The organism is Archangium minus (assembly GCF_044360475.1).
Classification (GTDB): Bacteria; Myxococcota; Myxococcia; order Myxococcales; family Myxococcaceae; genus Archangium; species Archangium minus.
Genome location: NZ_CP043494.1, coordinates 4,303,272 through 4,316,212 on the forward strand (window position 1 = coordinate 4,303,272; position 12,941 = coordinate 4,316,212).

The 12,941-nt window shown below is 65.7% G+C and carries 9 protein-coding genes; 5 read left to right on the top strand and 4 right to left on the bottom strand.

Annotated features, from left to right (window positions below):
- Nucleotides 1-4 precede the first annotated feature (4 nt).
- Complete coding sequence (locus tag F0U60_RS17765; RefSeq protein WP_395821278.1) at nucleotides 5-1,681, bottom strand: long-chain fatty acid--CoA ligase; 1,677 nt, start codon at nucleotides 1,679-1,681, stop codon at nucleotides 5-7.
- 508 nt (nucleotides 1,682-2,189) lie between these two features.
- Here F0U60_RS17765 and F0U60_RS17770 point away from each other — a divergent pair.
- Nucleotides 2,190-3,152, top strand: coding sequence for a hypothetical protein (locus tag F0U60_RS17770; RefSeq protein ID WP_395821281.1), 963 nt, complete (start codon nucleotides 2,190-2,192; stop codon nucleotides 3,150-3,152).
- Between the two features lie 90 nt (nucleotides 3,153-3,242).
- Here the strand turns inward: F0U60_RS17770 and F0U60_RS17775 are convergent, their stop codons facing one another.
- The gene (locus tag F0U60_RS17775) at nucleotides 3,243-4,064 is read right to left on the bottom strand and encodes a class I SAM-dependent methyltransferase (RefSeq protein ID WP_395821283.1); all 822 of its coding nucleotides are present in this window, start codon (nucleotides 4,062-4,064) and stop codon (nucleotides 3,243-3,245) included.
- Nucleotides 4,065-4,325: 261 nt separating this feature from the next.
- On the opposite strand from F0U60_RS17775, the gene F0U60_RS17780 reads away from it, so the two are divergent.
- The 4 genes from F0U60_RS17780 (at nucleotide 4,326) to F0U60_RS17795 (ending at nucleotide 10,338) form a co-directional block, all read left to right on the top strand.
- Nucleotides 4,326-5,360, top strand: a complete 1,035-nt coding sequence (locus F0U60_RS17780; RefSeq protein WP_395821286.1) for a glycosyltransferase — start codon at nucleotides 4,326-4,328, stop codon at nucleotides 5,358-5,360.
- A complete protein-coding gene (locus tag F0U60_RS17785; protein ID WP_395821289.1) occupies nucleotides 5,308-6,030 on the top strand; it encodes a methyltransferase domain-containing protein in 723 nt (240 codons plus the stop codon). Before F0U60_RS17780 ends, F0U60_RS17785 begins: the two co-directional genes overlap by 53 nt.
- 31 nt (nucleotides 6,031-6,061) lie before the next feature.
- A complete protein-coding gene (locus F0U60_RS17790; protein WP_395821292.1) occupies nucleotides 6,062-8,737 on the top strand; it encodes a hypothetical protein in 2,676 nt (891 codons plus the stop codon).
- Nucleotides 8,738-8,922: 185 nt separating this feature from the next.
- Complete coding sequence (locus tag F0U60_RS17795; RefSeq protein ID WP_395821294.1) at nucleotides 8,923-10,338, top strand: glycosyl hydrolase; 1,416 nt, start codon at nucleotides 8,923-8,925, stop codon at nucleotides 10,336-10,338.
- Nucleotides 10,339-10,365: 27 nt separating this feature from the next.
- Here F0U60_RS17795 and F0U60_RS17800 read toward each other — a convergent pair whose 3' ends face one another.
- Together F0U60_RS17800 and F0U60_RS17805 are read right to left on the bottom strand one after the other, a co-directional pair.
- Nucleotides 10,366-11,319, bottom strand: a complete 954-nt coding sequence (locus F0U60_RS17800) for a PEGA domain-containing protein (RefSeq protein WP_395821297.1) — start codon at nucleotides 11,317-11,319, stop codon at nucleotides 10,366-10,368.
- Entirely contained in the window at nucleotides 11,316-12,911 is a 1,596-nt protein-coding gene (locus F0U60_RS17805; RefSeq protein WP_395821299.1) for a protein kinase, read from the bottom strand. The genes F0U60_RS17800 and F0U60_RS17805 overlap by 4 nt, the downstream gene beginning before the upstream one ends.
- Nucleotides 12,912-12,941: the final 30 nt, after the last annotated feature.

A 12,941-nucleotide genomic window follows, 5' to 3' on the forward strand; every position in this document is an offset into this window, starting at 1 on the left:
GGGCTCAGGCCACCTTTCGCTCGCGCAGCTCGCGGCGCAGGATCTTCCCGACGTTGCTCTTGGGCAGCTCGGCGAGGAACTCGATGTGCCTGGGCCGCTTGTAGCCGGTGAGCTGCTCTCGGCAGAAGTCCAGGAGCTGGGCCTCGGTGAGGGAGGGGTCCTTCTTCACCACGAAGAGCTTGACGGCCTCGCCGGAGTGATCGTCGGGCACGCCCACGGCGGCCACTTCCAGGACGCCCGGGTGCATGGCGACCACGCCTTCAATTTCATTGGGGTAGACGTTGAAGCCGGAGACCAGGATCATGTCCTTCTTGCGGTCCACGATGCGGACGTGACCGCGCTCGTCCATGACGCCGATGTCTCCGGACTTGAAGAAGCCGTCGGGCAACATGACCTTGGCGGTCTCGTCCGGGCGGTTCCAGTAGCCCGCCATCACCTGCGGGCCGCGGATGCAGATCTCGCCGGGCTGGCCCAGAGGCAGATCCTTGCCCTCCTCATCGCGGATGGCGAGCTCGGTGGACGGCAGGGGCAGGCCAATGGTGCCAGAGTACTCTGTGGCAATCGGTGGGTTGCTGGTGGCCACCGGCGAGGTCTCGGACAGGCCGTAACCCTCGATGAGCGGGACCCGCGTCAGAGAGAACCACTTGTCCGCCACGGCCTTCTGCACGGCCATGCCGCCCCCGTTGCAGACCATCAGGTGGGAGAAATCGAGCTTCTGGAAGTCGGGGTGGTTGAGCAGCGCGTTGTAGAGCGTGTTGACCGCCGGCAGGATGTGGAAGGGCTGCTGGGACAAGTCCTTGATGAAGCTCGGAATGTCGCGCGGGTTGGGGATGAGGATGTTCATGGACCCCATGCGGATGCCCATGAGCCCGCAGACGGTGAGCGCGAAGATGTGATACAGCGGCAGCGCGCAGACGATATTGATTTGATCAATCTGCTTGCCTTTGATGGCTGGCTGGATCCAGGCCTCGACCTGCAAAAGATTGGCAATGACGTTGCGGTGCAGGAGCGTGGCGCCCTTGACCACGCCCGTGGTGCCACCGGTGTACTGGAGGAAGGCGACGTCATCACGCTTCGTGGTCACCGGGGCGAGCGACGTGGCTTTGCCCTCCGCCACCACCTGTTTGAAGCTGACGGCGCCAGGAAGCGAGTAGGCGGGCACCATCTTCTTGACGTTGCGCACCACAAAGTTGACGAGGGTGCCTTTCAAGCCGCCCAGCAGGTCACCCATGGAGGCGACCACCACGTGCTTGACGGAGGTCCGCTCCAGCACGCGCTGGAGGGTGGCGGCGAAGTTCTCCAGGATGAAGATGGCTTGGGCCCCGCTGTCCTTGAGCTGGTGCTCCAGCTCGCGGGGGGTGTAGAGCGGGTTGACGTTGACCACGACATAGCCCGCGCGAAGGATCGCGGCGATGCACACCGGGTACTGCAGCACGTTGGGCATCATGATGGCCACGGTTGCTCCGCGCGGGAGCCCTCGTGACTGCAGCCACGCGCCAACCTGGCGCGACAGCGTATCAATCTCACGGTAGGTGAGCGTCTTGCCCATGCACTTGAAGGCAGGACGTGCGGCAAAGGTGCTGAAGGACTCCTCCAGCATGTGCGTCAGCGAGTTGTACTGCCGGTCATCGATCTCCGCAGGAACTCCAGGCGGGTAGTGCTTGAGCCAGATCTTATCCATCCGCTTGTCTCCTCGTTCGCTCACCGGTGAAGAAGGTGCCTGGATGCTACCGTGCTCCTCCGAGCACTCCGCACATTCTGTGCACTTCTTTTGTTGAGTCGCTTTGCCGCATTGCGGCGTAGAGGGACTGGGCAGGCCTGCGCCACCTTGGCTGCTCGTTCTTCGTTCACTGGGAGACATATAGAGGGAGCGGGCGTGCTGCCATGGGCCGGCTGCCAGGCGAGCGCTCGTCCGCTCCAAAGGCTTACGTGGGGCGGGAGCTCGGTGCGACGTGGCAAATCTATCATGAAAGCTGGACTCCAGCGAGGGCTGCATTCTTTCTTGTTTGTCTTTAACCCAGGGCATCGCTCATTGGACATGCATACACGACTCGGGTGGGGAACTGCTGGCGGCCAGTTGCCCGCGCCGAAAGCAAGGCACATCTAGGCGCGGCGCCACGGTTCGTGAGTCTTTCTTTCACGGTGCTGCGGCGCTCGTAGAGACGTCCCCTCCCCATGGAGAAACACACATGAAAGCCAATACTGCCGGGGCGCAGCCGCGCTTCAGACTGCTCCCATTCCTAGGCTCTCTCATGCTGGGGTTGATGGGCCCCATCGCCTGCGGCCCAACAGCGACCCCAGAGGAGCAGTTCAGCCGTCACCCCGCAGGCCAGACCGGCCTGGCGCTCACGCTCCGTGTGGATGAGGAGACCGATGTCGCCGCCATTCGCTTCAAAATCGACCGGCGGCAGTGCTCCGACGAGCCCTTCACGCCCTTCAGCCTCACCATCGACAAGCCGCTTGAGGAGATCCGCCTGCCGGGCGGCATCCCCGGCTTGGAAAACATGCCCTTCGATTCATGGTCTGCCCACGCCTTCGCCGATCTCTTCGTCACCCTCGACGCGGGTTGCTACGACGTGACCACCCAGCCGCTCGATGCCGCGGGTGAGGCTTCCGAGGATTGCTCTCCGGCTTCCTCCTCCGGTATCTGGGTCAACGACGGCCAGACGACGGAAGTCCTGCTCATCAATCAGTGCTGGGGCCCGGATCGGGGTGCCATCGACGTCATCTCCGCGCTCAACCACCCACCGGAGCTGGTTGAAGTGGCCTTCGAGGACTCCAAGTTTGTCTATCAGTGCACCGACCAGGTGATCTGCGCCACCTTCCGTGATCCGGATGGTGACCCGCTCGAGTTCACCTGGACCCAGGAGGGGGGGCCCGCGCTGTACGTCGCTCCCGAGGTGCTGAGCACCACGCCGAACGCCGATGGCTCGATCACCCAGTGCATCCGCACGGTCGCCCAGGATCCCGGCCAGTACGTGCTGAAGGTGACTGCGTATGATCTGCTGCATGCGCCGGATGGCTCCGGGCTGATCCGCATCGAGGACTACCTGGCCGCGGGCGGGACGCCGTTCCCGTCGAACGACTCGCTGACCTTCCCGTTCTACGCCGCCAGCGATGGTCGGACGGGTGGCTGCGACGCTGCACCGTAGTCCGTTGTAGCCGAGGCTCCGTCATGGCCCTGCGGCTCCGCCAGGTGTGTTCCCTGGTGGAGCCGCGCGGTGGCGCACGAGGGGCTTCGCTTAGGCGCCTGGTGCTGTCGCGGAGGTCACCAACGCTTCGATCGTGACCTTCACAGGGGCCTCGCCGAAGTGCCTGTCCAGGGCCTTCGTCAGTGCGCCGATCGCGACGGACACCAGCAGGGGATCATGCGCCCTGATGAAGTCGACGATGGGGAAGCCCTCAATGAGCCCGACCGCGAGCTCGTGCGTGTTCTCGATGACGGACCTCTTCTGCACGGGCTCGGTATGAATGTGGGTGAAGCCGGCGTCGGCGAGCAGTTGGGTCATCTCGCGTGGCTCGCCGTAGCCCGTCTGGGTCAGGTAGAAGCGCGGCGGCTCGCTTGGGAAGAGGGCGCTGACCGTCTCGTGAGCAAGGCGTATGGCTGCGTTGTGCTCGAGCGACCGCCAGGTGGCCAATAGCAGCTGGCCTCCGGGCCTGAGTACGCGCCGGGCCTCGCGCGCTGCGGCGGGCTTGTCTGGAACGAACATCAGACCGAACTGACACACCACGGCATCGAACTCGCCGTCAGTGAAGCGGAGCCGGGTCATGTCCTGTTGCGCCCACTCCACGTTGGCGTCTGGTCCAACCGTCTGTCTGGCGAGCGCGAGCATGGGCTCGTTGAGGTCGGTAGCGACGTGCCGGGCCTCGGCTGCCAGGGCCTCACGCAGCCGCCGAGTGAGGATGCCCGTGCCACACGCGGTTTCGAGCACTTGCTGGGGTGCGAAGGCCTTGATGCGCGTGGAGAGCTCCTGGGCATACGGTTCGAAGAAGAAGGGTCCGGCGCCGCGGTGGTAGTGCTCGGGGATGGACCCGATATAGGCGGCGTGATTGCTCGTTTCCATGCGTGCTCCTGTGGGTAGCTCTCGAGCCAAGCAGGATGCCGCAGCCCCTGGAAGTCCGTTGTGGCAACATCGCTGTATCGGCGGGTATCAGAAATCGAGAGCGCGCACGGTCCGGTTCACGGGCGGTGAGTGAGCTCCTCGGGTGCTCCCCAAGCGGGGAAGGAGGCAGAAGAGGGGACGGTTCCAGCGGAGTTTCTTCGCGTGCCGCACGAGGGGAACTCTGTGTTGGTTCCTCTACGGAACCGTAGTAGATGGCGGCCCATGACGATGCGGGAGCTGCTGCAGCACACCTCCCTGGGGGGAGCACGCCTCTGGGTCATTTGCCCGGTGTATTTCGACGTCGAGTCCCTCCGGCGGCTTCGCGGCGACATCCTGGACATCATCGAGCGAGAGGGGCTGCTGGACCTGCTCGAGGTGCGGCTGGTGGCGGTGGACGACACGGGCGGTGTCGACCCACAGATGCAGGAGTTCGAGCGGCTGGACGGCACCCGTGTCATCACCGTGCCTTTCAACCTGGGTCACCAGCGCGCGCTGGTGTACGGGCTTCGCACGTTGGCGAGTGAGATTCACGACGACGACTTCATCGTGACGATGGACTCGGACGGGGAGGATCAGCCGCAGGATCTGCCGCGTCTGCTGAAGCCGCTGATACAGGAACTGGGCTCTCGTCGGAAGGTCGTGCTGGCGGCCCGGACGAAGCGCCGCGAGTCTCCGCCGTTCAAGGTTCTGTACTTCTTCTTCAAGAACCTGTTCGTCCTCTTGACGGGGACCCTCATCCGCTCGGGCAACTACGCCGCCTTTCGTGGGTGGATGGCCCGGAACGTCATCTTCCACCCGCACTTTGACCTCTGCTACTCGTCGAGCCTGCTGAGCCTGAACCTCCAGCTCGAGCGGGTGCCCTGTGAGCGCGGCACGCGGTACGCAGGCATGTCGAAGATGACGTACCTGAAGCTCGTCATGCATGGCATCCGCATGCTGATGCCTTTCGCCGATCGCATCGCCATTCGAGGGATGATTGGCTTTTCGGGCGTGCTCATCGTGGGCATCCTGCTTGGCCTCGCCGTCGTGATGACGCGGCTGCTGCGGCCGGACCTCGCCATTCCCGGATGGGCGACGTACACGCTCCTGTTGAGCATCATCCTCTCGGGGATGGCGCTGGGGAGTGTGGTGCTGCTCTTCAGCTTGTTCGTGCAATCTCAAAGCCTGTCGATGAGCAGGCTGGACGTGGATCTCAGGAGAAATCATGCAGCAGACCCTCGAAGAGCACCTGCAAAACCAGATCGAGAAATCGCGTGATTTTTTCTGGCACCGGCTTCGCTGGCGCGCCATCGCCCGGCAGCTGCCCAAGAATGAGGCGTTCTCGCTCCTGGACGTCGGTGCGGGCGCGGGGCTTCTGGCAGACTACCTGAGCGCGGAGTTTCCCCGTGCGAGCTACCACTTCATCGAGCCCCTCGAGTCGCTGACGAAGCACCTGAGCGAGCGCTATGGGGCGCGCGCCAATGGGGCGAAGTGGCCCTCGTATTCAGGCATGCGGTACCTGACGCTCCTCGACGTGCTCGAGCACCAGGAGGACGACCACGCCTTCCTTCGTGAGCTCGTCTCGAAGATGGATGTGGGCGCCACCTTGTTCATCACGGTGCCGGCGCTGCCGCTGCTCTGGTCTTCTTGGGACACCGCGCTGGGCCACTTCCGCAGGTACACGCGCTCGACGCTCGCGGCCGTCATCCGGCAGCAGCCGGTGGACGTGCTGGCGCTCAACTACCTCTTTCCAGAGATGCTCCCCATGGGGCTGGTGCGCAGGTGGAAGGACGGTGGCCAGCAAGAGAAGGACGCCAGCTATGAGTTCCCTGACCTGCCGAAGGTGGCGAATGATGCCCTGTATGCCCTGGGGCGCGTGAGCCTGGCACTCTCCCCGTTGGCGCCCTTGGGGACTTCGCTCTTCGCCGCCGTTCGCAAGCGGGCCTGACGGCGCGCCACGCCTGACTCGACGGTTCCACATGTCTGACGTCCCTGAGAAGAAGCCACCTTATGGTTGGGCTCCGCGTGCGCTCCTCGGGCTCGCCGCGGTGTATCTGGTCTTCCTGGCCTGGTTCGCCCTGCGGCTGCAGGTTCGGGCCACCGTCGAGGCCGTGGGAGGAGCGGAGCCGACGCTCTCGCTCGCGGTCGGAGAGGGCAAGGTCCCTGTTCCGCTGCAGCGGGCCTCGGGCGTGGGGGAGAACCGGCTGGTCCTCACGCATCTGCCCCCCGCCTCAGGCGCAAGCGCCGAAGTCCGCCTGTGGGTAGGGCCGACAGTGCATGGGGGAGTCATTCCCCACACAGATGTCCGCGGCGACGGTGATTTTGCCTGGTCTGACCAGGTTGGCGCGTTCGTCTCGCGGCAGCCTGGCAGCCGGCTTCAGTGGCAGGGCGTCACCTCGGGGCTGCAGCTGCGCGTGCAGGGCACGGGCACCTTGAAGGTGGAGTGGAACGGGACGGAGCAGCTCGTGCCGCTCGACCCGGCCGCGGCTACACCTGCGTTGCTGACGCTCCCTGCGTCCCGAAGGCTCTTCCTGGCGCAGTTGCCGTTGTGGACGCGCCAACTGTCCTTTCAGGGCGAGCAGTGGGGCTCCCCGCTCCATGTGGCTCTCGTCTTTGGGAATGAAGTCCTGCTCGAGAGAGAAGCCGCGCCGGACCAGGGCGCGCTCACCGTCAAGCTCTCCGCGGGGGAGCAGCTGAGCGCGCTCGGCCAGTTCGTGGGCCACACGGTGTGGCTCTATGCGAGCTGCGCGCTGTTGTTGCTGGTGTATTTGCTGTGTGGGCTTGCGGCCTGCGCGAGACTCCTCCCGCGGTTGGCTCCCCACGAGCGGTGGGTGGTGACACCAGGGGTGGGCTTTTCGCTGCTCGCGCTGCTCACGACCTCGCTGTCCTATCTTGCGCCCCTTCGGGTGGGCTTGCCCATCGCCGCGGGTGTGATTCTCCTGGCCCTCTGGGCTCAGCGCGCCTGGCTGCTGCCTGCCCTGCGGGCCCTCAGGGAGAGCGTCACCGCGGACCGGTCCGACAACGCCTTCCTGCTCGCGACGGGCCTGCTCAGCTCGGCCATTCTGTTCTTCCCCGCCCTGATCGAGGGCGACTGGTATCTGGGGCACGCCTACACAGACGTCTTCTACTACACGAACTTCGCCGAGAAGTTCCTGTGGACGCCGATGCTGAAGGTGGCGCCCCACGAGGAGATGTCTCGCTACTCGGAGATTGTCTCGCTCGCGGTCAGCGCTGTGCTCTTGAGGTCGGACGCGCGCTCCGTGTACGCGGTGCAGGGCGTGGTGTTCTGGCTCCTGCTTCCCGGGATGAGCTGGGTGCTGCTGCGCCGGATGGTGGCCCCGGTCTCCAGCTCGGGTTTGACGGCGGCTCGAGTGGGCGTGGTGCTCACCAGCTTCTCGGCCGGCATCTTCTTCCTCTTCTCGCAGTGCTACCTGGCCCACTACATCTTCGCCTTCTCGTTGTTCTGGGGCGTTCTGCTGACGATGGCCTGCTTGAGTGACTCCGCCTCGCTGGCGAAGGCCGAGCGGTGGTCTCTTTGGATCGTCACCGGCATCGTGTATGCCTTCAACGTCAGCATCTACCCCTTCCAGTTCCTGTTGCCGGTGGCCTGGGCGGTGGTGGCGGTGATGGCTCGGTCCGCCGAGGTTCGGCGCGAGCGCATCCGCGAGCTGGTCTTCGTGGGTCTGGTGGCGCTGGTTTTCCTGAACGTCAATGCCTCGGTCATCCTCATGTTCCCAGCGGTGCGACGCTTCTATGGGAACTTCGAGATGCTCAACAACATTGGCAAGTACATCGTCTTCCCGTTCTACAAGTCTCCTGACTTCCTCGTCATCGCCTATGGGCTGCGCGACTTCGTGCTCTACTCCAACACGCTCTCCGTCTGGGCGCGTGAAATCCTCGGAGTGGATGAGGGCTGGACAGCCAGGCTCGAGAGCATCAAGCAGGCGTACTGGACTTCTGGGTATGTGCTGACGCCATTCGCGGGGCTCTTGAGTGGGGCGGGGATCCTCGCTTGCGTCCGGCGCTCGCGAAAGGACCTGCTCTTCCTCCTGGTGACGTTCGTTGGGTTTGGCGCCTACCTGGCCTATCTGGCCGTGAAGGGCGAGACCTACGCTTATGGGAAGCTGGTGATGACCCTGAGCGCGGTCGTGCTGCTGCCCCTGGGCCTCGGAATCACGCTTGCTTGGGAGAGCCGCTTCTGGCGGTTCACTCGCCCGGCCCTGTTTGCCTTTGCGGTGGGCTTTCTGGTGCTGAACCTGGCCTCTTCGTCCGTCGAATCGGCGGACTCCTTTGTCAATCGCAAGTCCGAAGAGCTCCACAAGATGCGCACGCATCTGCCCGCGATCGACATCGAGCTCAAGCAGCTGGTGCGCTTCATGGAAAGCGAGCATGAGCGCTTGGGGCAGCCCATTGGGCTCTCGATGCAGTGCCGCTTCCAGGACTTCATCCAGACGGACAGAGACAAGGTGCTGATGAGCCGCATCGACCACCTCGGCTGGGTGTTGGGCGGCTCGGCGAAGCAGCAGGGAGTGCCACTCTATATCGTTGCCTTCAATGAGGTGGGCTGCGGCTTCAGCGAACCTCCCGCGCTGAAGAACCCGCTGTTCCGGGTGCTTGCTCCCAAGCAGTCGGAGCCCTCGTCCGCGGCCCGGTGACTCAGGGACCTGTCCTGTCGAGTGAACAGGTCTTGTCCTGTCGAGTGAACGGGACCTGCTTTCCGGGAAGGTCCTTCAGTGCTCGTCTAGAGGGAAGGGACCCTTGTGGAGCCGAGTGGAGGTGCCCGGCACGGCCGTTGCTCTATGTGCGGCCGTACCCCCCCACCTCTTCCAAGAGGCTTCTCATGACTCGAGCAGCAACAAACCCTCGCTTCTTCTCACGTGGTTATCTCACCGCGCTCGTCACTTCTGTGATGCTCGCCCTCTCCACGGCCTGCGGTGGTCCTATGGAGGACGCGGGGAGCAACGAGACCTACGGCGAATCCGTCGGAGCTGTCGAGACCTCTGGCGCCTTGACCATCACCCAGGCGGTCACGGCCACGGATGTCTCGCTGGAGCGCGGTCAGACCCTGAGCGCGAAGGTGACCTACAAGAACAACGGCACCACCGCGGTCACCGCGAAGAACATCGTGCTCACCTCGCGCGCTCCCGGCGGCACGCACGCGGGCGGCCCCTTCTATGACCTGACGCCGCGCCTCTCCAACCGCACCCTGCAGCCGGGCGAGAGCGTGACCCTCACGGCGACCCGCGTCATCGCCTCGACTGATCCGCTGGGCACCTGGGAGCTCTACCCGACCTGGGAAGACACCTCGAGCGTCTGGCGTGATGGAACGGGCATCGCCTTCACGGTGGCCGTGGCTGGCGGTGGTTCCGACCCTGGAACCTCGGGCCCCTGGATGTCCGGAGCCTCTGGCCAGGGCGTGCCCTCGGGCGCCTTCGCCACCTGGCGCGGCAGCGCGGTGAAGATTGCCGGGAGCTGGTCTGACAACAACCTGAATGCCGCGAACTTCTGGCAGCTGGATCCCAGCGGCGAGTATGGCAGCTGGCAGCAGAGCATCGACATCGCGGTGGGTGCCTTCGACTCGGGCGAGTCCTGGGCCGCGGCGGCGAGCGGTGCCTACGATGCGCGTTGGCGCCAGTCGCTCAACACGCTGAAGACCAAGTGGGGCAGCCGCCCGGGCACGGTCTACATCCGCTTCGCCCATGAGATGAACGGCAACTGGTACCCCTGGAAGGTCACCGCGAGCGACGCGACGTCCTTCATCACCGCGTGGAAGCGCTACCGTGCGCTGCAGAAGGAGATCTTCCCGGCCGCCAAGCTGGTATTCAGCGTCAACCGTGAGTCCGTGAGCTCGGGCATCGATTGGCGGAAGACCTTCCCCGGCGCCGCCTACGTGGATGTGATGAGCGTCGACTACTACAACCAGTACCCCTACGTCGCGACCGTGACGGACTGGAACAACTCCATCCAGCAGACTGACGGTTACGGTGCGCCCAAGGGTCTGGCGAAGCACCTCGAGTTCGCCCGGAGCGTGGGCCTGCCGTTGGCCATCTCCGAGTGGTCCGGCAACGCGGACAACGGTGACTCCACCGTGTGGATCGAGCAGATGCACAACTTCTTCAAGGTCAACGGTGGTACCGGCGCTGGCAAGGTCCTCTACGAGATCCTCTTCAACGTGGACAGGGACAACCGCCGCTGGATCCTCTACCCGTACACCCGCATGCCCAACTCGGCCGCGCGTTACCAGCAGCTCTTCTGAGTGGGTTGCCGCGCCAGGCAGGTGTGACTACCTGCCTGGCGTAAAGCGCAGTCCGGTGCTGCCCAGGACGTGCATGTTGCTGTACGAGGCGCTCGCTGGGAGCCATCGTCCACTCAGCTCCGCGAAGAGGTCGAAGCGCGTGGAGAGGGGAAGGCTGGCTCCGGCGGTCAGCCCGCCGCCGAATAGGATCGGCCCTCCCATGGCGTAGGCGTCGAGGGAGAGGAAGAAGGTCAGCGGACCCACGAGCTCCGGCGCCTGGGCTCCCAGGCGCGCGGAGGCGCCGAACCGGCGTCCCGCGGTGGCGTTGAGCTCGCCATAGACATACGTGCCCGCCAGCCTCACACCCGCTTCCATTCCCACCCCTGACAGAGGGGACAGTCCCAGCACGGCTCGCGCCTGGGCGCTGAAGGCGGGTCCGGAGGAGGGCGTCCCTTCCGAAGCGGTGGCGGTCGGCGAGAGGACGACATGCACCTGCTCCGTCCGGCCGGGTCGTACTTTGACCTGGAGCGTGGTCATCCCCGAGCCCACTTCCAGCGTGTGCGTTCCGATGGGAACCGGGCCCCGCCAGGGCGCCTGACCGAGCGGCTGTCCATCGAGACGAAGCTTCGCTCCGGAGGGCTCGACTTCGATGGACAGCTCTCCCCGGAGCCGCTCGCGCAGTTTCTCGAAGAGCGTTACCACAGTGGGCTGCACACGCTCTGGGTCCAGGCGGACGTCTGGGTCCGACTCGAGCGCCTGGGCGAAGGCGGCTTCCATCTGGGCGTATTGACGGAGTGCCGCGTACGCCTCGCCCCGGACCAGGTGCAGCCGCGCGATGCGGGTCTCGTCACGGGTCTTCCGGAGCCCCTCTTCTACACGGGAGAGCGCGGACTCGAAGTCCCCTTCGGACAGGGCCTCGAGCGCCGCATCCAGCTCGCGGTGCTGCTCGACGGGCGCACCGGCGGCGAGGAGCAGCGACATCACCAATTGGGGAGCGCTCATTCGTGGAGTTCGATGCGTACCACTGCTTTCGTTCCCGGGGAAACCTCGACCTGGCGCTCCTGCGTTACAAAGCCGTTACGTTCCACGCGCACGGAGTGCCGCCCTCCGGGCAGGTCCAGTGACACCGGTGTGGCGCCGTGGTGCTTGCCGTCCACGCTGAGGTTGGCCCAGACGGCTCGTCCCTTGTGCAAGGTCACCACGCGCAGCTCTCCTTGTCCCTGCTTGGCTCTCGGCCGGGAGTCACCACCCACGGAGGAGGCGCGCGCGGCCTGTGCTCTGACTCGGGGGGATTTTGTGGCGGAGGAGGCCGGCGCCACGGGGACGGGCGCCAGGGCGACTGCGGGCGTGGTGTCCGGAGCGGGAGGGGGCGCGGCGGAGTCTCGTGCGGTGGTGGCCTCCTGCACTGGCTTCGGCGTGGCGGAGGCTGGCGGTGCGGTGATGGCTGCCGACACGGAGCTCGGAGCAGCGGGGGCGGGGGCGGGCGCAGCCGGAGTCTCTCCCTTGCTCCAAGGCGTGAGCATCCCGACAAGGAGGGCTCCAACGCTCGCAACGCCCAGCACTGCCAGGGCCATGGGCCGCACGCGGTTCTTGCGCACCTCTGGAACCGGCGCCGGGGTGGGGGGAGGTTGGGGGGGCTCGAGCTCTGCCCCCTCCAGCGCGGTGAGCAGCGCGAGTGCACCCGCGTGGCGCTGCTCCGGGTTCATCGCGGTGGCCCGGACGAGCACTTCCGCGAGAGGGCGCGGGAGCCACGGTGCCTGCTCCCGGAGCGCCTGGGCCGCCGCCTGTGGCCCGTCTCCGAGGAGCCGACAGGTGCTCGACGGAGGCAGGCCCGTCAACACCTCCAGCAACACCAGCCCGAGGGAGAACAGGTCCGCGCGGCCGTCGACAGGCTCACCGCGGGCCTGCTCCGGTGCCATGTAGCTGGGCGTGCCGAGCCGCAAGCCGCTCCGGGTGGCCTCCTCGCCGCGGTGCTCCCAGAGGATGCCGAAGTCGAGCAGCGTGGCGTGCCCACCCGTGGAGAGGAAGATGTTCCCCGGCTTGATGTCGCGGTGGACGCAGCCGCGCTGGTGGATGAAGTCCAGCCCGGCGCAGAGCTGCCGCGCGAGAGCGAGCACTTCCGGCACGGGCAGGGGACCGGGCACCGAGCGCAGGTAGCGCGCCAGGGTCATCCCCTCCAGGTGCTTCATCACGATGAACGGACGTCCGCCCTCCTGGCCGACGGCGTAGATGGGGGTGATGTGCGGGTGCTCCAGCCGCGCCATCGCTCGCGCTTCCCGTTCGAAACGCGCCACGCTCTCCGGGTCCTCGCACAGCGCCTCGTGAAGCAGCTTGATGGCCACGGGGCGCTCGAGCGCGAGGTCTCGGGCCCGGAACACCTGGCCCATGCCTCCGGCGCCCAGCAGCTCCTCCAACCGCCACTTGCCCTCCAGCACGTCACCTGGGGTCAGGGGCCGCCGCGCCGGCGTGCGCAGGCGCCACCCTTCCTCTCCGACGTGCTGAGTGATGGCGGTGCACTCCGTGCAGGAGGCCTCTTCAGAAGGGATGGGCAGCCCGCAGGTGGCGCACGAGGAGGGGTGCTTGTGGGGAGCCATGCGAGGGTCCTATGTTGCCATACCGCATGG